At 71.3% G+C, this 23,980-nt stretch carries 27 protein-coding genes; 12 read left to right on the top strand and 15 right to left on the bottom strand.

The features are described from left to right. Positions 1-77: 77 nt before the first annotated feature. From ABFX54_RS07815 to ABFX54_RS07800, 4 genes are all read right to left on the bottom strand, one after another. The gene (locus ABFX54_RS07815) at positions 78-716 is read right to left on the bottom strand and encodes an SRPBCC family protein (RefSeq protein WP_346102695.1); all 639 of its coding nucleotides are present in this window, start codon (positions 714-716) and stop codon (positions 78-80) included. 31 nt (positions 717-747) lie between these two features. After that, positions 748-1,125, bottom strand: coding sequence for a hypothetical protein (locus ABFX54_RS07810; RefSeq protein WP_346102694.1), 378 nt, complete (start codon positions 1,123-1,125; stop codon positions 748-750). Further along, positions 1,122-1,484, bottom strand: a complete 363-nt coding sequence (locus ABFX54_RS07805) for a hypothetical protein (protein ID WP_346102692.1) — start codon at positions 1,482-1,484, stop codon at positions 1,122-1,124. Before ABFX54_RS07805 ends, ABFX54_RS07810 begins: the two co-directional genes overlap by 4 nt. Positions 1,485-1,594: 110 nt before the next feature. Beyond that, positions 1,595-2,296 (bottom strand): TetR/AcrR family transcriptional regulator C-terminal domain-containing protein, encoded by a 702-nt coding sequence (locus tag ABFX54_RS07800; protein ID WP_346102690.1) that lies wholly within the window; start codon positions 2,294-2,296, stop codon positions 1,595-1,597. A gap of 44 nt (positions 2,297-2,340) precedes the next feature. Between ABFX54_RS07800 and ABFX54_RS07795 the strand changes: the two genes are divergently transcribed. Then, positions 2,341-3,699 (top strand): DHA2 family efflux MFS transporter permease subunit, encoded by a 1,359-nt coding sequence (locus ABFX54_RS07795; protein WP_346102688.1) that lies wholly within the window; start codon positions 2,341-2,343, stop codon positions 3,697-3,699. After that, positions 3,669-4,163: a 2-thiouracil desulfurase family protein gene (locus ABFX54_RS07790; protein ID WP_346102687.1), complete on the top strand. Its 495-nt coding sequence runs from the start codon at positions 3,669-3,671 to the stop codon at positions 4,161-4,163. The genes ABFX54_RS07795 and ABFX54_RS07790 overlap by 31 nt, the downstream gene beginning before the upstream one ends. Here ABFX54_RS07790 and ABFX54_RS07785 read toward each other — a convergent pair. Genes ABFX54_RS07785 through ABFX54_RS07775 form a run of 3 tightly spaced genes read right to left on the bottom strand, consistent with a single transcriptional unit; the run spans position 4,139 to position 5,644 of the window. Next, positions 4,139-4,519, bottom strand: coding sequence for a hypothetical protein (locus ABFX54_RS07785; protein ID WP_346102685.1), 381 nt, complete (start codon positions 4,517-4,519; stop codon positions 4,139-4,141). The genes ABFX54_RS07790 and ABFX54_RS07785 overlap by 25 nt on opposite strands. A gap of 40 nt (positions 4,520-4,559) precedes the next feature. Next, positions 4,560-5,156: a TetR/AcrR family transcriptional regulator gene (locus ABFX54_RS07780; protein WP_346102683.1), complete on the bottom strand. Its 597-nt coding sequence runs from the start codon at positions 5,154-5,156 to the stop codon at positions 4,560-4,562. After that, positions 5,156-5,644: a hypothetical protein gene (locus ABFX54_RS07775; RefSeq protein WP_346102682.1), complete on the bottom strand. Its 489-nt coding sequence runs from the start codon at positions 5,642-5,644 to the stop codon at positions 5,156-5,158. The genes ABFX54_RS07780 and ABFX54_RS07775 overlap by 1 nt, the downstream gene beginning before the upstream one ends. A 113-nt stretch (positions 5,645-5,757) precedes the next feature. On the opposite strand from ABFX54_RS07775, the gene ABFX54_RS07770 reads away from it, so the two are divergent. From ABFX54_RS07770 to ABFX54_RS07730, 9 genes are all read left to right on the top strand, one after another. Next, positions 5,758-6,435 carry a response regulator transcription factor gene (locus ABFX54_RS07770; protein WP_346102680.1) on the top strand — a complete coding sequence of 226 codons (678 nt, stop codon included), beginning with the start codon at positions 5,758-5,760 and terminating at the stop codon, positions 6,433-6,435. Positions 6,436-6,454: 19 nt separating this feature from the next. After that, a complete protein-coding gene (locus ABFX54_RS07765) occupies positions 6,455-7,738 on the top strand; it encodes a sensor histidine kinase (protein ID WP_346102679.1) in 1,284 nt (427 codons plus the stop codon). Positions 7,739-7,779: 41 nt separating this feature from the next. Then, positions 7,780-8,805, top strand: a complete 1,026-nt coding sequence (locus tag ABFX54_RS07760) for a lytic polysaccharide monooxygenase auxiliary activity family 9 protein (protein WP_346102678.1) — start codon at positions 7,780-7,782, stop codon at positions 8,803-8,805. Between the two features lie 150 nt (positions 8,806-8,955). Beyond that, positions 8,956-10,326 carry a Dyp-type peroxidase gene (locus ABFX54_RS07755; RefSeq protein WP_346102676.1) on the top strand — a complete coding sequence of 457 codons (1,371 nt, stop codon included), beginning with the start codon at positions 8,956-8,958 and terminating at the stop codon, positions 10,324-10,326. A 116-nt stretch (positions 10,327-10,442) separates the two neighbouring features. Then, the gene (locus tag ABFX54_RS07750; RefSeq protein ID WP_346102674.1) at positions 10,443-11,126 is read left to right on the top strand and encodes a GAP family protein; all 684 of its coding nucleotides are present in this window, start codon (positions 10,443-10,445) and stop codon (positions 11,124-11,126) included. 23 nt (positions 11,127-11,149) lie between these two features. Then, the gene (locus ABFX54_RS07745) at positions 11,150-12,232 is read left to right on the top strand and encodes a hypothetical protein (protein ID WP_346102672.1); all 1,083 of its coding nucleotides are present in this window, start codon (positions 11,150-11,152) and stop codon (positions 12,230-12,232) included. Next, a complete protein-coding gene (gene nhaA, locus ABFX54_RS07740) occupies positions 12,214-14,010 on the top strand; it encodes a Na+/H+ antiporter NhaA (protein WP_346102671.1) in 1,797 nt (598 codons plus the stop codon). Before ABFX54_RS07745 ends, nhaA begins: the two co-directional genes overlap by 19 nt. Positions 14,011-14,059: 49 nt before the next feature. Further along, positions 14,060-14,581 (top strand): hypothetical protein, encoded by a 522-nt coding sequence (locus tag ABFX54_RS07735; protein ID WP_346102669.1) that lies wholly within the window; start codon positions 14,060-14,062, stop codon positions 14,579-14,581. Positions 14,582-14,669: 88 nt separating this feature from the next. After that, positions 14,670-14,984 carry a hypothetical protein gene (locus ABFX54_RS07730; protein ID WP_346102667.1) on the top strand — a complete coding sequence of 105 codons (315 nt, stop codon included), beginning with the start codon at positions 14,670-14,672 and terminating at the stop codon, positions 14,982-14,984. Here ABFX54_RS07730 and ABFX54_RS07725 read toward each other — a convergent pair. After that, positions 14,971-15,426 (bottom strand): hypothetical protein, encoded by a 456-nt coding sequence (locus ABFX54_RS07725; RefSeq protein ID WP_346102665.1) that lies wholly within the window; start codon positions 15,424-15,426, stop codon positions 14,971-14,973. The genes ABFX54_RS07730 and ABFX54_RS07725 overlap by 14 nt on opposite strands. 45 nt (positions 15,427-15,471) lie before the next feature. Between ABFX54_RS07725 and ABFX54_RS07720 the strand changes: the two genes are divergently transcribed. Beyond that, the gene (locus ABFX54_RS07720; protein ID WP_346102663.1) at positions 15,472-16,449 is read left to right on the top strand and encodes a helix-turn-helix transcriptional regulator; all 978 of its coding nucleotides are present in this window, start codon (positions 15,472-15,474) and stop codon (positions 16,447-16,449) included. A 56-nt stretch (positions 16,450-16,505) separates the two neighbouring features. Here ABFX54_RS07720 and ABFX54_RS07715 read toward each other — a convergent pair whose 3' ends face one another. The 7 genes from ABFX54_RS07715 to ABFX54_RS07685 are packed head-to-tail and all read right to left on the bottom strand — an operon-like array spanning position 16,506 to position 23,534. Next, positions 16,506-17,495 carry an ABC transporter ATP-binding protein gene (locus ABFX54_RS07715; RefSeq protein ID WP_346102662.1) on the bottom strand — a complete coding sequence of 330 codons (990 nt, stop codon included), beginning with the start codon at positions 17,493-17,495 and terminating at the stop codon, positions 16,506-16,508. Then, positions 17,492-18,475 carry an ABC transporter ATP-binding protein gene (locus ABFX54_RS07710; protein ID WP_346102660.1) on the bottom strand — a complete coding sequence of 328 codons (984 nt, stop codon included), beginning with the start codon at positions 18,473-18,475 and terminating at the stop codon, positions 17,492-17,494. Before ABFX54_RS07710 ends, ABFX54_RS07715 begins: the two co-directional genes overlap by 4 nt. Continuing rightward, positions 18,472-19,302 carry an ABC transporter permease gene (locus ABFX54_RS07705; protein WP_346102658.1) on the bottom strand — a complete coding sequence of 277 codons (831 nt, stop codon included), beginning with the start codon at positions 19,300-19,302 and terminating at the stop codon, positions 18,472-18,474. The genes ABFX54_RS07710 and ABFX54_RS07705 overlap by 4 nt, the downstream gene beginning before the upstream one ends. Next, positions 19,299-20,279, bottom strand: a complete 981-nt coding sequence (locus ABFX54_RS07700; protein ID WP_346102656.1) for an ABC transporter permease — start codon at positions 20,277-20,279, stop codon at positions 19,299-19,301. The genes ABFX54_RS07705 and ABFX54_RS07700 overlap by 4 nt, the downstream gene beginning before the upstream one ends. Beyond that, positions 20,276-21,895: an ABC transporter substrate-binding protein gene (locus ABFX54_RS07695; protein ID WP_346102654.1), complete on the bottom strand. Its 1,620-nt coding sequence runs from the start codon at positions 21,893-21,895 to the stop codon at positions 20,276-20,278. Before ABFX54_RS07695 ends, ABFX54_RS07700 begins: the two co-directional genes overlap by 4 nt. Next, positions 21,892-22,602 carry a PIG-L deacetylase family protein gene (locus ABFX54_RS07690; protein WP_346102652.1) on the bottom strand — a complete coding sequence of 237 codons (711 nt, stop codon included), beginning with the start codon at positions 22,600-22,602 and terminating at the stop codon, positions 21,892-21,894. The genes ABFX54_RS07695 and ABFX54_RS07690 overlap by 4 nt, the downstream gene beginning before the upstream one ends. Further along, a complete protein-coding gene (locus tag ABFX54_RS07685; protein ID WP_346102650.1) occupies positions 22,599-23,534 on the bottom strand; it encodes a GNAT family N-acetyltransferase in 936 nt (311 codons plus the stop codon). Before ABFX54_RS07685 ends, ABFX54_RS07690 begins: the two co-directional genes overlap by 4 nt. Between the last annotated feature and the right edge of the window lie 446 nt (positions 23,535-23,980).

Here is a 23,980-nt window from a genome sequence, read left to right as displayed (position 1 = left end):
CGCATGGCGTCCGCCGAGTGGCGGGCCGGCACGGATGACGGGCTTACAGGACGGGCGGGCCCACGTGGGTGGCGGACCTACATGACCGGGCGGGGGCCCTCCGGCGGCCAGTCGCCGGGAGCGCCGGGGGCCGCCGGGCCGGGAGCGCCGGGAACCGCGGGCCCAGGAGGCGGAAGCGTCCCGCCGGGTCGGGGGTCGCCGCCACCCACGGTGCCGGGCGGCACCGGCCGGTCGCTCTCGCCTAGGCCGGAGCCCCGCTGGTGCGGGCTGGGCACGTCGCCGCGCCAGCCGCCGCTCTCGCCGCCCCGCGACTCGATGAACGTCTTGAACCGCTTGACGTCACCGACGACACGCATGCGGACGAGCTGCAGCCAGTCGCCCGCCGTCTCGATGAAGCCGTCCGGGTCGTACTCCATCTGGAGCGTGACCCTGGTCGTGCTGTCGTCGAGGCGGTGGAAGGTCACCACGCCCGCGTGGTGCGGCTTGTCGGTGCTGCGCCAGGCGACCCGCTCGTCGGGGTGCTGCTCGGTGATCTCGGCCTCGAACTCGCGGCGCACTCCCGCGATCTCGGCCACCCATGCCGTACGGGTGTCACCGATCTGTTTGACCGACTCCACTCCCTCCATGAACTCGGGGAAGCCCTCGAACTGCGTCCACTGGTTGTAGGCCGCGCGAACGGGGACATTGACGTCTTCGGAGTGTTCGATCGTGCTCATGGGTCCAGTCACTGCCCATGCGGATGAGGCGTTAACGCCGGCGCCACAGCCAGTACAGGCCCACCAGAGGCAGGACAAGGGGGATGAACAGGTAACCCTTGCCGTACGCCGACCACACGGTTTCGTCGGGAAAGGCCGCCGGATCGACCAGGCTGGCGGTCCCGATGAGCAGCACGCCGCCCAGTTCGATGCCGAGCGACATCAGCGCGAGCCGGCGCGCCCCGCGCCAGAGCGCGACCGTGAGCAGGATGTAGACGATCGCCGCGAACGCCGACAGCGAGTACGCCAGCGGCGCCTCGCCGAACCTGGTCGCGATCTGCACGGCCGCCCGCGCCCCCGCCGCCAGGGCGAACAGCCCGTAGACCGCGATCAGTGCCCGCCCGGGCCCGGTGCCGATCGAGCTCGTCACCCCGTCCCCTGCCAGATCTGCAGCAGCCGGGCCGTCATCACGGCGATGGCGAACCCGGCCACGGTCAGGATCGCGGGCCCCCACCTGCTCCGCTCGGCCAGGGCCAGGAACACCCCGGCGGGCGGGATCAGCACCTGGCCGCCCACGTACCCGAACAGCGTGGCCTTGTCGTCCGGCCCCGCGCCGCCCGCCACGGCCGCGATCACGAAGCCCGCCTGCACCAGGACGGCCACCTCAAGCAGGGCGAAACCGACCAGCAGCACCATGCCCATCGGCCGGTTGCGGATCGCGACGATCAGGCTCGCCAGCATCAGCAGCAGCGCGCCGGCGATGACGATCGTGGAGACGGTGGTGTTCATCGGGGGTAAGGCTATCGCCCGCCCCCGACGCTTCCTGGAAGGGCCGCCGCCGAACGCGGCCACCGGCGCGAAAGACCGCTGCCGAACGTGTCCACCTGCGCGAAAGGCCGTCACCCCACACGATCGCCCCCGCGCAGGTGGCCCTCGATCCCGTCCAGCACCCAGCCCAGCCCGCGCTCGAAGTTGTCGTCCGCCCCCCGCACGCCCTGCTCGATCATCGGCGCCAGCCGCGACAGCTCGCCCTTGTCGACCAGCTCCCTGATGTACGGCTCCGCCACCGCGGCCCGCTCGGCGGCGTCGATCCCCTCCTCCCGGGGCGCCGCCCGCTCCACCGCCTCCCTGATCACGAACCCCGTCATGTAGTCGTTGAAGACCGCCAGGAACCGCCAGGCCGTCAGCCGGTCGATCTCCAGCCCGTCGAAGGCCGCCAGCTTCTCCTCCACGTGCCGCAGCCCGTTGGGCCCCACGGGCACCCGCTGGTGGACCAGGTCCACCCGCCAGGGATGCCGCCGGACCAGCTCGCGCTCCCGCCGGGCGAGCAGCAGCAGCGCCTCCCGCCAGTCCGCCGGCAGCGGCTCCGCGACCAGCACCTCGGCGCTGATCTCGTCGAGCATCAGGGCCAGCAGGTCCTCCTTGCGCTCGATGTAGGAGTACAGCGTCATCGCCCGCGCGCCGAGCTCGGCCGCCACGCGCCGGATGGAGACCGCGTCCAGCCCTTCGGCGTCGGCGAGCGCGACGGCGGCGGCCACGATCGCCTCCCTGGTCAGGACCGGGCGGCGGGGCGGCGAGGGCCGCGACCAGATGGAGCTCACGACTCCGAGTCTAGACAGCGTACGAAAGTGATACGGTGTACGACATGCGAGACGCCGTACGAACGCCACTCTGGGCCACGAGCCTCGTCGTCCTCCTGGGCGTCGTGATGACGATGCTCGACACCACGATCGTCAACGTCGCCCTGAGCACCCTGGCCCGCGAGTTCGGCACCACGTTCGCCACCATGCAGTGGGCGGTCACCGGTTACCTGCTGGCGCTGTCGATGACGGTCCCGGTCACCGGCTGGGCCATGGGCAGGTTCGGCACGAGGCGGGTCTGGCTGGTCTCGCTCGTGCTGTTCGTCGCCGGTTCCGCGCTCGCCGCCGCGGCGTGGTCGGTCTGGAGCCTGGTCGCGTTCCGTGCCGTGCAGGGGCTGGGCGGGGGTCTGCTGCTGCCGGTCGGCCAGGCGATGCTGGCCCAGGCGGCGGGCAAGGAGCGGATGGGCCGCGCGATGGCGACGATCTCCATGCCGGCGATGCTGGTGCCCGTGCTGGGGCCGCCGCTCGGCGGGCTCATCGTGGAGGGGCTCGGCTGGCGGTGGTTGTTCCTGGTCAACGTGCCGGTCTGCGCGGTGGCGCTCGTGGCCGCCCTCGTGCTGCTGCCCCGCGAACCGGGCGCGAGCGCGCGGGGGCTCGACGTGCTCGGCCTGGCCCTGCTCTCCCCCGGCCTGGCCGCCCTGGTCTACGGGCTGTCCGCGGTGGGCGACGGGGCCTCGGTCCTGCATCCGGCGCTGTGGATCGGGGCGGCGCTCATGGTGGTGTTCGCGGTGCGGGCGCTGCGCGGCCGGGGGACACTGCTGGACCTGCGGCTGTTCGGCGACCGTACGTTCGCGGCGGCGGTCGGCGCGCTCGTGTGCTACTCGGCCGCGTTGTTCGGCTTCACCGTGCTCGTGCCGCTCTACGCCCAGCTCGCCGAGGGCGGCGACGCGCTGGACGCCGGCCTGCTGCTGGCGCCGATGGGGATCGGCGCGGCGATCACGATGCCGCTGGCGGGCAAGCTGAGCGACAGCAGGGGGCCGCGTGGCGTCGGCGCGGCCGGCGTGGTGGCGGCGGTGGCGGGCATCGTGGCCTTCGTGCTGCTCGGCGCGGGGCCGGCGCCGATGTTCGTGCTCGGGCTCGGGCACGGGCTGGTGTCCACGTCGGTGATGACGGCGGCGTTCAGAACGCTCGAACGTGACACGATCCCGGCCGCCACCACGCTGAGCACGATCGCGGTCCGCCTGGCCTCCCCCTTCGGGGTGGCGATGCTGGCCGGGCTGCTGCACCTGCTGACCACGGCGGGGGTGGCCCGGCCGTTCACGTATGCGTTCTGGGCGGTGGCGGCGCTGACCGCCGTCTCGCTGGTGCCGATCGCGCTCATAAGATCGAAGGCGTGGAGAGGATCCTCGTCAGCGCCTGTCTGATGGGTCGCAAGGTACGTTTCGACGGCCGCGCCAAGACCAGTTCCGACGCCTGGCTCGCCGGCTGGCGGGAGGAGGGGCGACTGGTGCCGTACTGCCCGGAGGTGGAGGGCGGGCTGCCGATCCCCCGGCCGGCCGCCGAGATCGAGGGTGGGGCGGGCGGGGCGGCCGTCTTGGCCGGCGCCGCCCGGGTGCTGGCGAGCGACGGGTCCGACGTGACGGCCGCGTTCGTGTCGGGCGCGCGCGGAGCGCTCGCGGCCGCCCGCTCCCACGGCGTGCGGCTGGCGGTGCTGAAGGAGGGCAGCCCCTCGTGCGGCGTGCTGTCGATCTACGACGGCAGCTTCCAGGGCCGGCGCGCGCCGGGCCAGGGCGTCACGACGGCCCTGCTGGAGCAGCACGGCATCCGCGTCTTCACCGAGGAGCAGCTCGACGAGGCCGCCGCCTACCTGCGCACCCTGGAGACGTAGAACGCGACCGCCAGACCGGCGGTCAGCGCGAGCGCCATCGTGCTGTGATACCAGGTGAGCAGCGTCGTCCCGCCGCCCGGGCCGAACGCCAGGGCCAGCATGCCCAGCAGCACGCCGCCCAGGGCCGCCGCGTGGGCGTAGATCAGCCGGTCCCACGCCGCCGGCCGGCCGGCCAGCGCGCCGTACGCACCGGCGAGCATGGCTCCGGCGCAGAGGGTCTCGACGATCGCGGCCGGCACGATCACCGGCTCGCGCAGGGGGCCGAGCCCGATCCCGGCGTGCAGCAGCGCGAACGTGGCGAAGGTCAGCGCGTACAGCAGCGAGAGCCCGCCCAGCGCCCTGCGGAGTGCGTCCATGCCCCCACGGTCGCATCCCGCGCGGGCCGGGGAATCGGCCTCAGGGAGACGCCCCGCCTACATCGGGAGAGGTAGGCAGCAGCCGTCTCACCAGCCTGATCACCTCGTCGATGGTGACCTCGGCGTCGCGTTCCGACTCGCACGCGGCCACCTCGCGGCCCGCCTCGCCCATCATGGTGGTCAGCAGGACGACGAGCACGTGGCTCTCCCGCGTGTCCGCCAGGCCGAGCAGGCGCTTGTTGCCGCCGATCCAGTTCCAGCCGCGCTGCCTGCGCAGGACGGTGAACTCGGCCGGCCCGTCGCTCTCCAGGAACAGCCTGGCCAGCTCGCGCTGCTCCCACGAGCCCTCCAGATAGGCCCTGGCGCCCGCCAGGAAGCGCTCTCCGGCCTCCCCCGCCGCCTTGGCCGCCCGGGAGGTGCGTTCCTCCTGGCCGCGCATGAACTGCTCCCACAACGCCAGGAACAGTCCCGGTTTGCCGCCGAAGTGGTGGTAGAGGCTGCCGACGCTGGAGCCGGAGGCCGCCACGATGTCGGCCACCGTGGCGTCGGCGTACCCCTTGGCCAGGAAGACGTCCCTGGCCGCGCGCAGGAGCGTGTCCTGGGTGCCGCTCGACCGGCTCCAGCGTCGGCTGCGCATCAGTACTCCCAGGTGTCGGTGCGCTGTTCGTGGCTGATGCAGAACACGCCGGTGCCGTGCTCGCCCTTGGCCAGGTCCACCCGGATCCAGCCCTCGGCGCGGGACACCTTGGCGGTGTAGCCGCTGACGGGGGTGGCCGAGATCAGCCGGCAGCCCTCGGGACCGAGCGTGAACGCCACCTCGCCGCCCTTCACCTTCACCACCTCAAGGTTCTCGGCGGCGGTCGGCGTGAGGCTGGGCGCGGGGGTGCTCGCCGGTTTCGGCGTCGTCGTCATGCGCTTCGCGGGGGAAGGCGTGCCGGAGGGTGAAGGCGGCGTGCGGCTTTCCGTGGGAGCCGGCGCGGGCGTTTTCGCCGGAGCCGGTTTCTTCGTCGTACGACGGGCAGTCGGCGTGGCCGGTGAATCTCCCTCGTCCGCCGCGAGCGTTTGCGCGAGAAACGGCTCGACGTTCACATCGTCCACGAACTCATTACGCAGCACGCCACGCACGCCGAACCACGAGACCGACACCGCGACCGCGGTGGCGCCGCACCAGATAGCGGCATATCTCATTGCTCGACGCATGAGACGCATTATGTACGGCCCCAGTACGGTTGGTGCGCATGGCGACGGTTCTCGTAGTCGAAGACGATGAATTCGTCAGATCGGCGATGATTCACGAGCTCGGCCGGCGGCAGCACGTCGTCCGCAGCGCGGGATGCGCACTCGACGCGCTCAGGGAGATCTCGCAGGCTCCGCCTGACGCCGTCATCCTGGACCTGGGCCTGCCCGACCTCGACGGCTCCGAGGCGCTGCGCATGGTGCGCGGCATCTCCGACGTCCCGGTCATCGTGGCCACCGCCCGCGACGACGAGAGCGAGATCGTCCGGCTGCTGCGCGCGGGCGCCGACGACTACCTCGTCAAGCCGTTCTCCGGCGACCACCTCAGCGCCCGGCTGGACGCCGTGCTGCGCCGGGCCAGGTCCGCGCCCGAGCCGCGCACGCTCCAGGTCGGCGGCCTGGTGGTGGACGTGGACCGGCGGGCCGCCGCGCTCGACGGCTGCCCGCTCGCGCTGACCAGGCGCGAGTTCGACCTGCTCGCCTACCTGGCCGCCCGCGCCGACCGGGTGGTCACCCGCAAGGAGCTGCTGGCCGAGGTCTGGCGACTGTCCTACGGCGACGACCAGACGATCGACGTGCACCTGTCGTGGCTGCGGCGCAAGCTGGGCGAGAGCGCCGCGCGGCCCCGCTACCTGCACACCGTGCGCGGGGTCGGCTTCATGCTGTCGGCGCCCCGGTGAAGCGCCTGCGGGGGGCTCGATGAGGCGGACGCTGGCGGTGCTCATGGTGGCCGTCACCTCGATGGTCGCGCTGGCCTTCCTGGTGCCGCTGGCCCTGATCGTCAGGGAGACGGCGCAGAGCAGGGCCGTGGCCGCCGCCGAGCGGCAGGCGTCCGCGCTGGTGCCGGTGCTGGCGCTGACGACCAGCACGGACGACCTCGCGCACGCGATGGCGCGTACCGAGGCGGGGCGGCGCGGCCTGCTGGCCATCCACGTCGGAGGCGGCGCCACGGTGGGCACGACCAGAGCGCCGGCCGCGCAGGTGGCCGGGGCCGCCGCGGGGACCAGGGCGAGCACGGCGGAGCTGGCCGGCGGTTACGTGCTGCTGCGCCCCGTGGTGCTGGACGACGACCGGGGCGCGGTGATCGAGGTGTTCGTGCCCGCCGACGACCTCGACCGGGGCGTCTACCCCTCGTGGGCGGTGCTGACCGGGGTGGCCGTGGTGCTGGTGCTCGGCTCGGTGCTGGTCGGAGACCGGCTCGGGGCCAGGGTCGTACGCGCCGCGCGCCGCCTGGGCACGGCCGCCACCTCGCTCGGCGACGGCGACCTGAGCGAGCGCATCTACCCCGACGGCCCGCCCGAGCTCAAGGCGGCGGCCACCGCGTTCAACGCCATGGCCAACCGGGTCACCCATCTGCTCGCGGCCGAGCGGGAGCTGGCCGCCGACCTGTCGCACCGGCTGCGCACGCCGCTGACCGCGCTCAAGCTCAGCCTGGACCAGCTCGGGCCGCAGGCGGAGCAGAGCAGGCAGGCGCTGGCCCGGCTGGAGGGCGAGGTCACCACAATCATCTCGGCGGCGTGCACCGCCGCCGTCCTGCTGCGCGAGGTGCTGGCGTTCAGCGCGGCGCTGGCCGAGGACCAGGAGCGGCCGTGGCAGCTCGTCGGGGCCACGTTGCCGGTGCGGGCGCCCGTACCGGCGGGGGAGCTGACGGCGGCGGTGGACGCGCTGCTCGGGAACGTGTTCCGGCACACGCCGGAGGGGACGGCGTTCGGCGTCACGCTGCACGAGGGCCGCGACACGGTCGGCATCCTGGTCGCCGACGCGGGGCCCGGCATCGCGGACCCGGATACGGCGCTGGAGCGGGGCGCCAGCGGGAGCGGGTCCACCGGCCTCGGCCTGGACATCGCGCGGCGGCTGGCGGAGTCGACCGGCGGGGTGCTGCGGCTGGACCGTTCGTCGATGGGCGGGGCCCAGATAGGGGTGTGGCTGCGTACCACCGCTCACACTGAAAAGCTCTCTAAGTCAGCCTTAAAGGAGGCTTAACCCCGATATTTCGGGGTTTTTCGTGCCGCAAGGTGATCTGCATGCAGATCAACCGCAAGGCGCTCGCCGCCGCCACCCTGGCCGCCCCCACGCTCCTCGTGCTCGCCGTCGCCCCCGGCACGGCCTCCGCCCACGGCACCATGAGCAACCCGCCCAGCCGCACCATGGTCTGCTACAGCGAGGGCCCGGAGAACCCGAAGTCGGCCGCCTGCAAGCAGGCCGTGGCGATCGGCGGCACGCAGCCCCTCTACGACTGGAACGAGGTCAACATCGCCGACGCGGCAGGACGGCACCGCCAGATCATCCCGGACGGCAAGCTGTGCAGCGCGGGCCGCGACAAGTACCGCGGCTTCGACCAGGCGCGGGCCGACTGGCCGGCGACGAGCATGACCGCCGGCGCCACGCACACCTTCAGGTATCGCGCCACCGCCCCGCACAAGGGCTCCTTCGAGCTCTACATGACCAGGGACGGCTACGACCCGTCCAGCCCGCTGAAGTGGTCGGACCTGGAGGCCAAGCCGTTCCACGTCGCGAACCCCACGGTCGTCGACGGCTTCTACACCATGACGGCCAAGCTCCCCTCCCGGCAGGGGCACCACCTGATCTACGCGATCTGGCAGCGCAGCGACAGCCCCGAGGCGTTCTACTCCTGCTCGGACGTGGTCTTCGGGCAGAGCAACCCCGCCCCCGCGCCCACGCCGTCCGGCACCCCGACGGCGACCCCCAAGCCGACGCCCACGAGCGCCCCGACCACCCGGCCCACCACCCGACCCACCGAGCCCGCTCCCGGCAACGGCAACGGCACCGCTCCCGTCGCGATCAACGCCGGCGTCGGCGTCTCCCCCGTCTCGGCCAGAGCGGGCGCGCGGGTGCGGGTGACGGCGGTGTGCGGCGGCTCCCAGGTGCGGAACGTGACCTCGACCGCCTTCGCCACGGCCGGCTACCGGCCCGCCGCAGGCACCACCTCCTGGTCGGCGAACGTGCGGGCGACCCGTCCCGGCACCCACGGCGTGACCGTACGCTGCGCGAACGGCGGGGTGGCACGTACCTCGCTCACCGTCCGCTGAACAGGAAATCAAGCTGACCGGATGCCGGGAAACTTTCCCGACCCCCGGGGAGTCGTACTGACTGGGCGCGTCGAATCATCGGAAATGCGTTTTCTCCGTGACGCGTAAGGGGGCCCGATTTCTGACGGGAAACGGGGAAAGGACACGGCAGTGCCTGTCGACCTGAACAATGAACGACCCCTGGCCTGGGATTCGGCCACGCTCGACGCGGACACCAAGGCCATGCTCGACAATCTGCAGCCGAACATCCTGCGCGCGCATGTGCGCGAGCACATGAGCCTGCTGTTCGTCCGGTTCAACGACGTGGCCGAGGGCAGGGCCTTTCTGCGCGGCATCGCGACCACGAGGATGAAGTCGGCGCGCCGGCATCTGGAAGAGGTGCGCGACTTCGCCGCCGGCCGCGGCCGCGGCACCCCGTACGTGGGGATCGGCATCAGCAAGGCCGGTTACCGCGACCTCGGCCACACGGTCGAGGACGTGCGCAAGTTCGGCGACGAGGTCTTCCGCGACGGCATGAAGCGGCGGATCGCGCGGGCCGGCGACCCGCCGGTGGAGGAGTGGGAGCGCCCCTACCAGCGGGAGATCCACGCCGTCATCCTGATCGGCGACGCCGAGCCCGGGCCGGTGGCCAGGCTGCGCGAGGAGATCCTGGACGAGCTGCCGGAAAGCGCCAGGCTGCTCGGTGAGGAGAGCGGCCACGGCATGCGCAACCGAGCCGGCGACGGCATCGAGCACTTCGGCTACGTGGACGGCCGCAGCCAGCCGCTGTTCCTGAAGGACGAGGTCGACAGGGAGCCGAAGCAGCACTGGGATCCGGCCTTCCCGCTGAGCAACGTCCTGGTGCCCGACCCGTTCGCGCCGGACCCGTCCCGCCACCACGGCAGCTACCTGGTCTTCAGGAAGCTGGAGCAGAACGTGCGGGCGTTCAAGGAGATCGAGCGGGACCTGGCCGACAGCCTCGGGCTGAAGGGCGCCGACCGCGACCGGGCGGGCGCCATGCTCGTCGGCCGGTTCAAGGACGGCACTCCGCTGACGCTCAAGCCCGAGGGCGGCGGCGGGCCGGTGGTCAACGACTTCAACTTCGACGCCGACGACGGCTCCAAGTGCCCGTTCAGCGGTCACGTCAGGAAGACCAACCCGCGCTCGTTCGGGCGTGAGGTGATCATGGCCAGGCGCGGGCAGACGTACGGCGACCGCACCGACGACCCGTCGGACGACTCGCCGCCCGAGGTGCGGCCGAGCGGCGAGGTGGGCCTGCTGTTCATGGCGTTCAACAGCAGCCTGCTCAGCCAGTTCGAGTTCACCCAGGAGTTCTGGGCCGACACCCCCGACTTCGAGGTCCCGGGGACCGGCCACGATCCGATCATCGGGCAGGGCGCGCGCGACCTGAAGGTCACCTTCCCCAAGGTGTGGGGCAAGCCGGAAATGTCGCCCCCGCACGCTCAGGTGCCCCAGACGGTCACGATGAAGGGCGGAGAATACTTCTTCGCGCCGTCGCTGGCCTACCTGCGCAATCTGTAGCACCGCCCCGAAAGTCACCCGCAAGTCATCAGCAGCGAGGGTGAGCAGAAGGATGTACGCCCGGTTCAGCCCGCCGGAGGAGGCGGGCCCGGGCCCGCGTTCAGCATGATTTCCCCATGACGATCGCACTGCTGCTCACCCTCGCGGCGCTGGCGGTGGTCGACAGCACCAGCTTCGGCACCCTCGGCATCCCCGTCTATCTGCTGCTGGCCTCGGACAGGTCGCGGGGATCCCGGTTGCTGACCTACCTCGCCACCGTGGCGGTCTTCTACTTCCTCGTGGGCGTGGCGCTCATGCTGGGGCTGGCCGCGGCCATGGACGCCTTCGGCGGTCTGCTGGACAGCCGGCCGGTGCGTGTGGTGGAACTCGTCGCCGGTGTGGGACTGTTCGCGCTGAGCTACCGGTTCGATCCGAAGTGGCGGGCCAAGCGGGGCAAGCCCCAGCGGACGTTCGAGCCCCGCGTCGGCGGGCCGCGGACGATGGTGCTGCTCGGGCTGACCGCCGGGGCGCTGGAGGTGGCCACGATGGTGCCGTACCTGGCGGCGATCGGCCTGATGACGACCTCCGGGCTGACGACGGCCCAGTGGGTGCCGGTGCTGGCGGCGTACGTGCTGGTCATGATCGTGCCGACGCTGGTGCTCATGGCGCTGCGCGGGATGGCCGGCGGCCGGCTGGAGCCGAAACTGGAGCGCCTGCGGGCCTGGCTCACCAAGCACTCGGCCTCGATGGTGAGCTGGGGAGTGGCGATCGTGGGGTTCCTGCTGGCGAGAGACGCGGCCGTCCATCTGTTTTCCCACTGATGGATTGATCAATACTTGGGTTCATGCCCCGGCCGCTCCTGGTCGCCCTGCTCGGCCTGACGCCCCTGGCTTTCGCCCCCACGACGCCCGCCCACACGACGCCCGCCCACACGACGCCCGTCGGCATCCCCGTGACCGGCACCGCCGACCGGGAGTCCGCCCCGGTGCTCAAGCAGGGCGCCCACCTGGACGCGATGCCGCCGGGGCCGGACGGCAAGCGGCACTACGCCTTCGACCTGCCCGCGGGCGCCACCGCGTACGCCGGGATGCGGATCGGCGCGACGGCCCCGACCGGGGCCAGGGCTGTCATCGGCGCGAGCCTGGTGCTCTGGCCGCCGGCCGGCTCCTCCCCCTGCGACAGCCACGACCTCATCAGCGACCTGCCCACCGCGGGCAGCGCGTTCGTGGTGGGGCAGACCCCGATCACCGAGGGCGGAGGCCCGTGCGCGGCGGCCGGCCGCTTCGTGATCGAGGTGACCAACAAGGGCGACCAGTTCCGCCGCTCCCCCGCGCAGCTGGAGCTGAGCCTTGTCATCGAGCCGCCGGTCGCGAACGCCGGCGCGCTGCCCGGGCCGGCCGACGGCGTGCGGCCCGTCGAGCCGCGGGTGGAGGAGGGCGCGCCGGGCAGCGTCGCCGGCAGCGGATCGTACGGTGACGGGCCCGTGCTGGCCGACGGCCGTTACACCGGCACGATGGCGCCCGGCGAGGAGACGTACTTCCGGGTGCCGCTCACCTACGGTCAGCGGCTGGCGTACCGGATCGAGGTGCCGGCCCTGTCGGAGGCCGACCGCGCCACGCCGGGCGGCGCGCGGCTCCACGTGTCCAGCCCCATCCTCAGCCCCGAGGACCCCCGGGTGCTCGGCGACTTCCCCGACTACACCTGGAAGGCGACGCTCGGGGACCGGCCGCAGTCCTTCACCGGCCCCGTGACGCTCGCCCCCGCCGTCCCCACCGCCTCCGCTCCGGCGACCGCGTCCGTGACAGCGTTGGCGATCTGGATGGTCCAGCGCGCGGGCGATCAGCGGCACGCCCCGACGAACGAGTGCCCGACCAGCCGTAATATCGACACCTTAGGGGGAGATCTGTCATGTTGCGGGCGTTCCTGAGGACCGAGGCCGGCAGCACGAGCGTGCTGCTCGTGGCCACCGTGCTGGCCCTGCTGTGGGCCAACTCGCCGTGGAGCGAGACCTACGAGGCGTTCTGGCACACCCCCATGGGGATCTCCTTCGGCGACGCGGCGTTCTCGCTGGACCTGCGGCACTGGGTCAACGACGGCCTCATGTCGGTGTTCTTCTTCCTCATCGGGCTGGAGGTCTCCTACGAGGTGCGGCTCGGCCAGCTCAGGGACCGGCGGCTGATCGCGGTGCCGGCCGTGGCGGCGTTCGGCGGCATGCTCGTGCCGGCCGGCGTCTACCTGCTGCTGAACTTCGGCGGGCCAGGGGCCGGCGGGTGGGGCGTGCCGATCGCCACCGACACCGCGTTCGTCCTGGGCGTGCTGGCGGTGGTGGGGGCGCGCTGCCCCGATCCGCTGCGGGCGTTCCTGCTGACGCTGGCGATCGTGGACGACGTGCTCGCCATCATGATCATCGCGATCTTCTACACCGCCAGCCTGTCCGTGCCCGCCCTGCTTACGGCGGCGGTGCTGCTCGCGGCCATCCTGACGTTGCGGTGGCTGAAGATCTGGCGGGCGCCGGCGTACATCGTGCTGGGGTTCGCGTTGTGGGTGGCCACGCTGGAGAGCGGGATCCACCCGACGCTGGTCGGCATCGCGCTCGGCATCCTCGTCTTCGTGTACGCGCCCACCGACCACAAGCTGCTGCTGGCCGGGGAGGCCGTCCAGGGCTTCACCAGCGAGCCCAGCGCGCAGGCCGCCAGGGAGGCCGCCCGGCGCGTGCAACGGGCCGTCTCCGTGAACGAACGCCTGCAACTGCGGCTGCACCCGTGGAGCAGCTACGTGATCGTGCCCGTCTTCGCACTGGCCAACGCCGGCGTGAGCCTCGACGGTGACACCCTGCGCGCCGCCGCCACCTCGCCCGTCGCCATCGGCGTGGCGCTGGGGCTGCTGGTGGGCAAGTTCGTGGGGATCTGGCTCGGCACCTGGCTGCCGTTGCGCCTCGGATGGGGCGTCCTGCCGGGGAACCTGGTGTGGGGGCAGTTGTTCGGCGGGGCGGCCGTGTCGGGCATCGGGTTCACGGTGGCGCTGTTCATCGTGGATCTGGCCTTCAAGGACCCGGCCCTGCACGACCAGGCGAAGATCGGGATCCTGGCCGGGTCGCTGCTGGCCGCCGTACTGGGCTGGGTGATCTTCCGGATGGCATGGGACCGCGGCGGGGTGTGCGCGCCGCCCGACGCCGAGCCCGCCGAGGAGCTGCCGACCACGCTGACCGTGCCGGTCGGCCCCGGCGACCACGTACGCGGGCCCGCCAAGGCCCGGGTGACGATCGTCGAGTACGGCGACTTCGAGTGCCCCTACTGCGGCCGGCTGCACCCGATCCTGGCGGAGATCCTGCGCAAGAACCCGGACGTGCGGCTGGTGTTCCGGCACTTCCCGCTGCGCACCCTGCATCCGCACGCCGCCTCCGCCGCCATCGTGGCCGAGGCCGCCGCCGGCCGCGGCAAGTTCTGGGAGATGCACGACCTCCTCTACGACAACCAGCGCTTCCTCACCGACGCCGACCTCGAACGCTACGCCGCCCAACTGGACGTGGAGCCGTGGTCGGAGATCCCCGAGCGGGTGGCCAGGATCGGGGTGGACGAGGAGTCGGGCCGCGCGAGCGGCGTGCGCGGCACGCCGACCCTGTTCATCAACGGCGTGCGTTACGAGGGCGGCCACGACCTCGCCTCGATCACCCGCGCGGTGGAACAACAACGCGAATCCGCGTAGCGTCTTCGCGTTGCCCGTCTAACCGCTGGAGCTCCCCTTGATGTCCAATATGTCCTACATCATCAACATCATCACGATGATCGTGATGGTCCTGTTGCTGCTCGGTGGCGCCATTCTGATGGCGACCCGCCGGGCGGAGCACGGACGGGGGAGCGTGCTCGGCATGATCGGGTGCGTCGTACTGCTCATCGGGGTGGTGATCAACGGCGTGTTCATCCTCATGGCCCCCAATCTGATCCGTTCCCTCGGCTTCGACCAGTACGGGCCGATCGCGCTGGTGATGAACCTGCTGTCCCTGCTCATCCAGGTGAGCGGCACCGGGTTGCTGATCTTCGGGGTGATCGCCCGCAGAAACCCGCCGCAGCAGGCCGCCCAGCACGCCCAGCAGGCTCCCCATGCCTGGCAGCAGCAGCCCGACTGGCAGCAGGGCTACCAGCAGCAGGGCTACCAGCAGCAGGGGCCGCCGCAGCCGCAGCAGCAACCCGGCTGGCAGCCGCAGCACCCGCACCAGCCACAGCACCCGCAGCCGCAGCCGCCTTACGGTGAGGGGCAGCCGCCCGCCCACGGCTGACGCGGAAGTCGTGCCGGGCAGGCGACACCGCGCCGACGAGTGTGACAATGTTGGCGTATCGGACATCCGCAGCGTGCCTGAGGGAGTCATGACGCCAGAGCAGCCCCGCCGGCCGGATCCCGACCAGACGATCCGGCACCGCTACCCCCATCCAGGACAGCCGTCCGAACAGGGCCCGCCCGAGGCGCCCTACACGCAGCGGCTGCCGTACACCCCCGACATGCTGCCCGACGTGCCCCTCTACGAGGCCAAGCCGGCGCGGTCGGGGTGGCGGTGGGTGATCGTGGCCGGCCTCGTCCTGCTGCTGGTCGCGGCCGCCGCCGTGGGCGTGATCCTCTGGGTGCGCGGCAACGCCGACGCCGTGGCGCTGCCGTACGGGATCGCGGACGTCACGCGCGGGTGAAGTCCATCGTCCAGTTCGTCTCCCAGGTCTGCCCGTCGTCCTCGGAGAACGCCTGCTCCCAGCGGGCGGCATCGGTATCCCTGAACACCGTCCAGATGAACCGGCAGCGCACCGGCCTGCCTTCCACGGTCTCCTCGCCGTAGAACTCGCCCCGGTCCCCCTCGAACGAGCCCACCATGGGCCGGGTGTCGAGCACGCCGGTCGCGCTGCTGGCCCAGTAGATGGACCACAGCCCGCTGTCCACGTCACGCAGGCGCACGGTCATCCCGCTGCGCCCCTTGGTGGGGAACTCGATCTCGTCGAAGCTGGCCCCGCCGCCGAAGTGCCGGCTGGCCGTGGAGACGCCGGGGAACTCGTCCCATTCGTCGCTGCCGGACAAGGGCTTGACCAGCCGGCGGTTGACGACGTTCCAGCGGCCGGCGAAAAAGTCGAAGTCGTTCATGGGTGAGACCATACGACCGGGTCACTGACAGGTAGTGTCAGTGATATGCGAGCTTCGCGCCTGGTCTCGATCCTGCTGCTCCTGCAGACGCGCGGTCGGATGACCGCGCAGGAGCTGGCCGACCGGCTGGAGGTCTCCGTCCGCACCATCTACCGCGACGTCGAATCCCTCCACTCCGCCGGCATCCCGCTCTACGGCGACGCCGGCCCGAAGGGCGGATACCAGCTCCTCGACGGCTACCGCACCAGGCTCACCGGCCTGACCGCCGACGAGGCCGAGTCGCTGTTCCTGGCCGGCCTGCCCGGTCCCGCGGCCGAGCTGGGGCTGGGCGCGGTGGTGACCGCCGCGCAACTCAAGCTGATGGCCGCGCTCCCGGTCGAGCTGCGCGACCGGGCCGGCCGCATCCAGGAGCGCTTCCACCTCGACGCGCCCACCTGGTATCGCGACCGGGAGCCGGTCACCTACCTGCCCGCCGTGGCCGACGCCGTCTGGAACGAGCGGCGGGTGCAGGTCCGCTACCGGCGGTGGAAGGCGCCGCAGGAGGTGGAGCGGCGGCTGGAGCCGTACGGGCTCGTGGTCAAGGCCGGGCGGTGGTATCTGGTGGCGCGCTCGGGCGAGCAGGTACGCACCTACCGCGTCTCGCAGATCCTCGACCTGCATCCGCTGCCGGAACGGTTCACCCGGCCCGAGGGGTTCGACCTGGCCGCGTACTGGCGCGACTACCTGGCCGAGTTCGAGAGCAGGCTGCGCTGGGGCCAGGCCGAGGTGCGGCTGTCGCCGCACGGCATGCAGCGCCTGGCCGACCTCATGACGCCGGGTGTGGTGGAGGCGGCGCGGGAGAGCGCGCGGGGCCCGGACGAGCGGGGCTGGACGCTGGTCACGGTGCCGATCGAGTCGATCGAGCACGCGACGGGCGAGTTCCTGCGGCTGGGCACGGACGCCGAGGTGCTCTCGCCCCTCGAACTGCGCCACCGGATGGCCGCCACGACCGCCGAACTCTCCGAACGCTACCGCGCCTCCTGAACCGGCCTGCTGCGGCGAACTGCGCCGACGCCACCGCGCGTCCGTCCTGCACCGGCCTACCGGGTGAGCGCCGTCTCGGCCTGCCAGCAGTGCGTCCAGTGCCCTTCGCCCAGCTCCGTGCGCCCCGGCACCTCGGTCGAGCACACCGGCAACGCCACCGGGCAGCGCGGATGGAAGCGGCAGCCGCCCGGCGGGTCGATCAGGCTGGGCGGCTCGCCGTGCCGCCGCCCCCCGGGAGCCGCCACCCGATCGGGATCCGGCGCCGAGTCCAGCAGCAGCCGTGTGTACGGATGCCGAGGCGACTGCGTCAGCTCCTCGCTCGGCCCGCTCTCGATCAGCCGCCCCGCGTACATGACCGTGATGTCCTCGGCGAAGTAGCGGGCGCTGGCGATGTCGTGCGTGATGTAGAGCAGCGCCAGCCCGCTGTCCCTGGCCAGCCCTTCCAGCAGCCGCAGCACGCCGAGCCTGATCGACACGTCCAGCATCGACACGGGCTCGTCGGCGATCAGCGCGACCGGCCGCACCGCCAGCGCCCGCGCGATGGCCACCCGCTGCCGCTGCCCGCCGGACAGCTCGTGCGGCATCTTGTCCATGAACTGCTCGACCGGGGTGAGGCTGACGCGTTCGAGCAGCTCGGCGACCTGCTCGCGTTCCTCGGCGTCGGAGCGGGCGTGCCCGTGCAGGCGCAGCGGCCTGGCCAGGTGGTAGCGGACCCGGTGGAAGGGGTTCAGTGAGGCGAAGGGGTCCTGGAAGATGAGCTGGACCTGCCGCCGGTACTCCCTGAAGGCGGCGCCGCGATGGGCGCGTACCGGCTCGCCGCGCAGCAGCACCTCCCCGGACGTGGCCGGATAGACCTGGGCCAGCAGCCGCGCGACCGTGCTCTTGCCGCAGCCGCTCTCACCGACCAGCGCCGTCACCGCGCCGGCCCGCAGCGCGATCGAGACGCCGTCCACCGCCCGCACCGGCGGCCGCCGGCCGAAGCGGCCCCGAGGGCCGCGGGCGGCGGTGAAGTGCTTGGTGAGCTCGCGCCCCTCCAGGATGTTCATGACACTCCCCTCCCGTCGTTGAGCAGGCACGCGACCTCGCCGTCGCCCGCCGCGGTGAGCACGGGCAGGCGCTCGGAGCACTCCGCCACCGCCATCGCGCACCTGGGGTGGAAGGCGCAGCCGGGTGGTGGCGAGCGCAGGTCGGGTGGCGTGCCGGGGATGCCCAGCAGCTCTTCGCGCGGCCCGTGCAGGCGCGGGAACGAGCGCAGCAACCCCAGCGTGTACGGATGCCGCGGCGCCCGGTGCAGCGCCTTGGCCGTCCCGGTCTCCACGACCCGGCCCGCGTACATGATGGCGATCCGGTCGGAGATCTCCATGAGCAGCGACAGGTCGTGGGTGATGAAGACGACCGCGAACCCGTACTCCTCCCGCAATGCCTTGATCTCGGCGAGGATGTCACGCTGCACCACCACGTCGAGCGCGGTCGTCGGCTCGTCCATGATGATGATCTCGGGGTTGAGCGCGAGCGCGATGGCGATGGCGGCGCGCTGGCGCATTCCGCCGGACAGCTCGTGCGGGTAGGAGCGGCGCCGGTCGGCGCTGATGCCGACGCGCTGCAGCAGCTCCACCGAGCGTTCTGTGCGTTCGGCGCGGGACATGCGGGGCGCGTGGATGCGCAGCACGTCGTCGATCTGGGCGCCGACGGTGATGACCGGGTTGAGGGAGTTCATGGCGCTCTGGAAGACGACCGCCAGCTCCTTCCAGCGGAAGGCGCGCAGCTCGTTCTTGCCGAGGGCGAGCACGTCCACGGCCGAGCCGTCCTGGCGGTGGTAGACGACCGACCCGGACGTGATCGAGGCGGGCGGGCGCAGCAGCCGGGCCACCGCATTGGCCAGCGTGGACTTGCCGCTGCCGCTCTCGCCGGCCAGGCCCAGGATCTCGCCGCGCCGCAGGTCGAGCGAGACGCCCGACACCGCGTGCACGGCTCCGGTGCCGGACAGGTAGTCCACGCCGAGGTCGCGGATCTCCAGGACGTTCATGCGCGTGCCTTCCTGGGGGCCTTGATCGTCCGCAGCCGCGGGTTGGCGATCTCGTCGATGCCGAAGTTCACCAGGGCCAGGCCGGTGCCGATGAGCGCGATGCACAGGCCGGGCGGGATGAACCACCACCAGGCCCCGATGAGCAGCGCCTGCCCGTTCTGCGCGAAGTACAGCATGCTGCCCCAGCTCACGGTGGACAGGTCCGCCAGGCCGAGGAACGAGAGCCCGGCCTCGGCCAGGATCGCCGCGACCACGGTGGCCAGGAAGCTGGTGGCGATGACGGGCAGCAGGACCGGAAGGATCTCGTAGAAGACGATCCGCAGCGGCCCCTCGCCGCTGGCCCTGGCGGCCTGGACGAAGTCGCGCCGCCGTACCGAGAGGGTCTGGGCGCGCAGCACCCGGGCGCCCCAGGCCCAGCCGGTCACCGCGATCACCACCGCGACCGAGGCCACGCCGCGCTGCGGCAGATAGCCGGCCAGCACGATGATCAGCGGCAGGGCGGGCAGCACGAGGAAGATGTTGGTCAGCACCGACAGCGCCTCGTCCACGGCGCCGCCGACGTAGCCGCCGACCAGGCCGACCGCGACGGCCAGCACGGTGGCGATGAGCGCCGACAGCACGCCGACGCCGAGCGAGACGCGGGCGCCGTACACGATCTGGACGAGGATGTCCTGGCCGGTCTGCGTGGTGCCGAGCCAGTGCTGCGCCGACGGGCCCTGCAGCCCGTCCTCGCTGGTGGCGGCGGGATCGGCGCCGATGAGCAGCGGCCCGAAGACGGCCATCAGCGCGAAGAAGACGAGGATCCCGGCCCCGAGCTTGATCTTCATTCCGACTCCTGCCTGGTCCGGGGGTCGAGCACCACGTACGCCAGGTCGGCCAGGAAGTTGGCGACGAGCACGGCCAGCGAGATGACGAGGAAGATGCCCTGCATGAGCGGGAAGTCCTCGTTCTCCACGCCCTTGAGCAGCATCGACCCGATGCCCGGGTAGGAGAAGACGATCTCCGTCAGCACCGAGCCGCCCACCACGAAGCCGAGCGAGAGCGCGAAGCTGGTGATGTTCGGCAGGATCGCGTTGCGGGCGGCGTAGGCCCACATGACCCGGCGCGAGGTCAGCCCCTTGGCCTCGGCCATCACCACGTAGTCCTCGCCGAGCGTGGTCACCATGACGTTGCGCATGCCGAGGATCCGGTCGGCCATCGAGGCCACCACGATCGTGATCGCCGGCAGTGCCGCGTGGTAGAGCACGCTCTGCGCGAACTCACCGGTCAGCCCCGGCATTACGTCCAGCCCGTACGCCCGGCTGACCGGGAACCACTGCAACGTCACCCCGAAGACGAACACCAGCGCCAGCGCCACCCAGAAGTACGGCACCGCGTGCATGAACGTGGCCGCCGGCAGCACGCCGTCCAGCCAGGTGCCGCGCTTCCACGCCATGATCACACCGAGGGCGGTGCCGATCAGGTAGCTGATCAGCGTGGCCACGCCGACGAGCCCGACCGTCCACGGCAGGCTGTCGGCGATCACCGTGGAGACCTCGGCAGGGAAGAACGTGATCGAGCGGCCCAGCTCGCCGTGGGCGAGATTGCCCAGATAGTCCAGGTACTGCTGCCACAGGCTCGCGTCGCTGATGCCGAACGCCCTGCGCATCGCGTCGATGGCGGCGGGGTCGACGTTCCCCTTCATCCGGGCCACCAGCAGCTCCACCGGATCCCCCGGCATGAGCCGGGGGATCAGGAAGTTGAGCGTGATGGCGGCCCAGGCCGTCAGGAGGTAGAACCCGAGCCGCCTGGCCAGGAACCTCACTTTCCGGCCGGCTTCAGGTGCAGCAGCACCACTGCCGCGTCGGGCGAGGTGTAGGGGGACGGCATCGCGTACGGGTCCTGCTCCGACGGCCAGCCCACGTACTTGTTCGTCCGGTACTGCGCCCACGACGGGCTGTAGAACAGCGGCAGCGTGGGCATCTTCTCGACCATGATCTTGCCCAGGCCCTGGGTGGCCTTCTGCTGCTCGGCCTCGTCCTCGGTGGCGGCGTAGGCGTCGATCAGCTTGTCGGTCTCGGCGTCCTTCCACCGCTCGTAGTTGCCGGTGGCGGCCTCACCCACGGGCTCGGCCAGCCCGCCGAAGAGCATCGAGCGCATCTGGAAGTACGGCGTCGGCCCGGACGCGGTGGCCCTGATCGACAGGTCGTAGTTGCCCTTGCCGACCTTGGACACCCAGTCCTGGAACGCCACGCCCCTGGTCTCGACGGTGATGCCGATCTTGGCCAGGTCCTCGCGGATGAGCTGGGCGGCGTTCACCCAGTCGGTGAACGGCGAGGGCACCAGCAGGGTGAACTTCAGCTGTGCCGGGTCGACGCCCTTGAGCAGCTCCTTGGCCTTCTCGACGTCCACCTTGTAGGAGAGCGCGCGGTATTCGGGTGGGATGTACGCTTCCCCGCCCGGCATCGGCACGCCGGTCGGGTGCGCGACCTTGGTGTAACCCCGCTCGGCCACCCGGACGATCTTGTCCCGGTCGATGGCCAGGCTCATGGCGGCCCGCACCTCGGGCTTGGCCAGCACGGGGTCGGTCAGGTTCGGCAGCAGCGTCACCACGCCCTCGGGCGGGAAGAAGAACTTGTTCTGCTCCGGCTTGCCCTGCACGTAGATCTTCTGGATGTCCGGCACGAACGCGCCCGCCCAGTCCACCTCACCCTGCTGCAGCGCCGTCTGAAGGGCGTTGGCCGTGTACGCGGGGAAGCGCAGCACCGGCACCTCCGGCTTGCCCGGCTGCCAGTAGGACGGGTTCTTGACCAGCTCGTACAGCTGGGCCGAGAACTTCGACAGCGTGTACGGCCCCGTGCCGACCGGCTTGGGGTTGGTGAAGGTGGACGGGTCCTTCTCCTTCTCCCACACGTGCTTGGGCACGATGGGCGAGTTGCCGGCGATGTTGAACAGCTTGGCGTACGAGGTGTTGGCGAAGTCCACCCGCACCTTGTCGGGCGCCAGCGCCTCGGCGTCCTCGATCTCCAGCGCGTTCCTGTTGAGCTGCGGATACTTCTTCAGCATCTGGAACGTGAAGGCCACGTCGTCGGCGGTGAACGGCTGCCCGTCGGACCACTTCACGTTCTGCCGCAGCGTGAACGTCACCGACTTGCCCTTGTCCGACCACTTGTGGTCCAGCGCCAGCCAGGGCGTGATCTCCCCCGGCTTCAGCTTGTTGAAGTACATGAGGGTCTCGTGGATCATCCCGCTGGTGCCGAAGTTCACGCCTTCGAGGTGGTACGGGTTGAAGTCCTCCTGGAACGTGCCCGCGTCCACGGCGTGGATCACCAGCGGCGGCGCGTCCGCCTGCGGCTTCGCCGCGCCACCGCCGCTCGAACATCCGGCCAGCACGAGCGCGGCCAGCACCGCCGCGACCTGCCCCGCCTTGTGGCGTCTCATGCGGAGGCCCCCTTTCCGAAGTACTTCGTCCGCACTTGCCGCGACCCCTTCGGGGCGGCGAAAGCCTGGGCGCGGCCGAACCCGGCCGGCGCGCCGCGCACGATCGTCAGCGCGCGGTAGTAGTCGACGTACGGGAAGCCGTAGGTCTCGCCCCTGGCGTAGGCGTAGCCGGTGATCGCCTGCGACCACAGCTCGTACGCCTCCTCGCTCAGATCGACGAACACGTCGGGCGCGTAGCCCTCGGCGTCCTCCCAGTTGTCGGCGTAGTAGAGCTCGCTCGCCCAGTAGGCCGGATGCTCGCGCTCCAGGGTCTTCAGCCCGCCGAAGAAGCGGGCGTCCTCGACGATCCGGTGCGTGCGGGCGTGGTCCTTGTGGATGGAGGCGCTCCAGTGCGTCAGGATCACGTCGGGGCGCAGCTCCCTGACGAGGTCGCCGACGCGCATCTTGGTCTCGTCGTCCTCGGGCAGCAGGCCGTCCTCGTAGTCGAGGAACCTGACGCCGGCGCCGATCCGCTCGGCGAACGTCTCGGCCTCCTCGCGCTTCTGCTTGGCGTAGTCGGCGACGCTCATGCGCGGATGGCCGCGCTCGCCGAGCGTCAGGTGCAGCAGCGTCGCCCGGTCGCCGCGCAGGACGTGCTGGGCCAGCACGGCGCCCGCCGTCAGGTCGAGGTCGCCCGCGTGGGCCCCGATGGCGAGAACGTGTGTCATGCGGATCGCCTCATCACGTGGAACTTTCTGGTGATCTCGTAGCCCGCCTTGGTGTAGAGGTGGCCGGCCGGGCTGGTGGCGCCGGTCCATAGGAACCAGGACGAATGCAGCCCTTCGGCGCGCATCCGGGTCATGGTGAGATGGAGCAGAATCTTGCCGAGGCCGGTGCCGCGCTGGCCCGGGTCGACGCCGAAGGGGCCGAAGCGCTCGGGGATGCCGCGGTAGGCCGCGTACAAGGCGAAGCCCACTATGTGATCTTTTTTCGCGATGACGATGCGTTCGGGATCGCGGTGCTGCCGGATGGCCTCGCCCCAGTCGGGGTTGAAGACGCCGGCCGCGTACCGGATCAGCTCGGGCAACTCGCCGGCGGCGGGGCTGCGGAAGACGTACCCCTCGCGCTCACGCTCGCGCCGCAGCTCGTGCACCTCGGGCGGAGTCCGGTAGCCGACGAGCGCGCGGTCCATGGCGACCGGCGAGTAGAGCGTCCTGAACCCGAGCTCTTCCAGCAGCCGGTGACCGTCCGGATAGAGCTCGGCGTCCGCGCCCGGCAGCACGTAGTTGGGGGTGTACGACGAGAAGTCCACCTTCGTCCGGCCGAGGCGCTCCAGGAACCCCACCGCCTCACCCACCAGCCGCCGCCCCAGCCCGCCGCTGCGGCGCTCGGGGACGACGAAGAAGAACGGGATCCAGCCGGTGTCGGGCTCCAGGTCGGTGCCCGGCGCTAAGGGGATCAGGCGGCGGACGGCGTACGCGCAACCCACCACGTCGTCCCCGTCCACGGCCACGCGCAGGCCCTCGGGGTCGAAGTTGGGGTCGAGCAACACGCAGTCCCTGAACCAGCCGGACGTCGTGGGGTCGGCGGGCATGCTGCGGTTCCAGGCGTCGACCAGCGAGGTCTCATCGCCGGACTGGAAGGGGCGGACGGTGACCATGAGGGGAGTGGTCCTTTCACCTTCGGCACTCCCGCCACAGCTTTCCCACTGTCAACCGCCCAGGTCAAGAAGATTTCGGAAGAAATTTTCTGATAAGTCGGACATCTAGAAAATTGTTTTCGTCTGCGGTATCTATGGAGAGTTGCCCCTGCCGGCGCGCGACGCAACCCTGCGGCGCCAACGGTGTGGGGCGGATGCCCGAAGCGCGACACCAACCGCGCGACGGAGGCCCGAGGCGCGACGCCGATGGCGTAACCGACCCCCGGAGGCGCGACACCAACGGTGCATGGCGGATGCCCGAGGCGCGACGCCGATGGCGTGACGAATCTCACATCAACATGTCGCCCGAACCCCCGCAGGCCCGGGAATCACCGCACGTCCCATGAAGTTTCACGTCATCGACTGACCAAAAGGCCAGCCTCTCGCACCTGCACCAAGCGGAGGTT

This window comes from Nonomuraea maheshkhaliensis (assembly GCF_039529435.1).
GTDB lineage: Bacteria > Actinomycetota > Actinomycetes > Streptosporangiales > Streptosporangiaceae > Nonomuraea > Nonomuraea maheshkhaliensis.
Note: the sequence above shows the minus strand (reverse complement) of the source record. Positions and strands in the feature narration are given on the sequence as shown.

Bases quoted from the DNA above. Each gene is read 5' to 3' on its own strand.
- ABFX54_RS07815 (WP_346102695.1), bottom strand. From the start codon at position 716: ATGAGCACGATCGAACACTCCGAAGACGTCAATGTCCCCGTTCGCGCG.
- ABFX54_RS07805 (WP_346102692.1), bottom strand. From the start codon at position 1,484: ATGAACACCACCGTCTCCACGATCGTCATCGCCGGCGCGCTGCTGCTG.
- ABFX54_RS07795 (WP_346102688.1), top strand. From the start codon at position 2,341: ATGCGAGACGCCGTACGAACGCCACTCTGGGCCACGAGCCTCGTCGTC.
- ABFX54_RS07785 (WP_346102685.1), bottom strand. From the start codon at position 4,519: ATGGACGCACTCCGCAGGGCGCTGGGCGGGCTCTCGCTGCTGTACGCG.
- ABFX54_RS07780 (WP_346102683.1), bottom strand. From the start codon at position 5,156: ATGCGCAGCCGACGCTGGAGCCGGTCGAGCGGCACCCAGGACACGCTC.
- ABFX54_RS07770 (WP_346102680.1), top strand. From the start codon at position 5,758: ATGGCGACGGTTCTCGTAGTCGAAGACGATGAATTCGTCAGATCGGCG.
- ABFX54_RS07765 (WP_346102679.1), top strand. From the start codon at position 6,455: ATGAGGCGGACGCTGGCGGTGCTCATGGTGGCCGTCACCTCGATGGTC.
- ABFX54_RS07760 (WP_346102678.1), top strand. From the start codon at position 7,780: ATGCAGATCAACCGCAAGGCGCTCGCCGCCGCCACCCTGGCCGCCCCC.
- ABFX54_RS07750 (WP_346102674.1), top strand. From the start codon at position 10,443: ATGACGATCGCACTGCTGCTCACCCTCGCGGCGCTGGCGGTGGTCGAC.
- ABFX54_RS07745 (WP_346102672.1), top strand. From the start codon at position 11,150: ATGCCCCGGCCGCTCCTGGTCGCCCTGCTCGGCCTGACGCCCCTGGCT.
- nhaA (WP_346102671.1), top strand. From the start codon at position 12,214: ATGTTGCGGGCGTTCCTGAGGACCGAGGCCGGCAGCACGAGCGTGCTG.
- ABFX54_RS07735 (WP_346102669.1), top strand. From the start codon at position 14,060: ATGTCCTACATCATCAACATCATCACGATGATCGTGATGGTCCTGTTG.
- ABFX54_RS07730 (WP_346102667.1), top strand. From the start codon at position 14,670: ATGACGCCAGAGCAGCCCCGCCGGCCGGATCCCGACCAGACGATCCGG.
- ABFX54_RS07725 (WP_346102665.1), bottom strand. From the start codon at position 15,426: ATGAACGACTTCGACTTTTTCGCCGGCCGCTGGAACGTCGTCAACCGC.
- ABFX54_RS07720 (WP_346102663.1), top strand. From the start codon at position 15,472: ATGCGAGCTTCGCGCCTGGTCTCGATCCTGCTGCTCCTGCAGACGCGC.
- ABFX54_RS07715 (WP_346102662.1), bottom strand. From the start codon at position 17,495: ATGAACATCCTGGAGGGGCGCGAGCTCACCAAGCACTTCACCGCCGCC.
- ABFX54_RS07710 (WP_346102660.1), bottom strand. From the start codon at position 18,475: ATGAACGTCCTGGAGATCCGCGACCTCGGCGTGGACTACCTGTCCGGC.
- ABFX54_RS07705 (WP_346102658.1), bottom strand. From the start codon at position 19,302: ATGAAGATCAAGCTCGGGGCCGGGATCCTCGTCTTCTTCGCGCTGATG.
- ABFX54_RS07695 (WP_346102654.1), bottom strand. From the start codon at position 21,895: ATGAGACGCCACAAGGCGGGGCAGGTCGCGGCGGTGCTGGCCGCGCTC.
- ABFX54_RS07690 (WP_346102652.1), bottom strand. From the start codon at position 22,602: ATGACACACGTTCTCGCCATCGGGGCCCACGCGGGCGACCTCGACCTG.
- ABFX54_RS07685 (WP_346102650.1), bottom strand. From the start codon at position 23,534: ATGGTCACCGTCCGCCCCTTCCAGTCCGGCGATGAGACCTCGCTGGTC.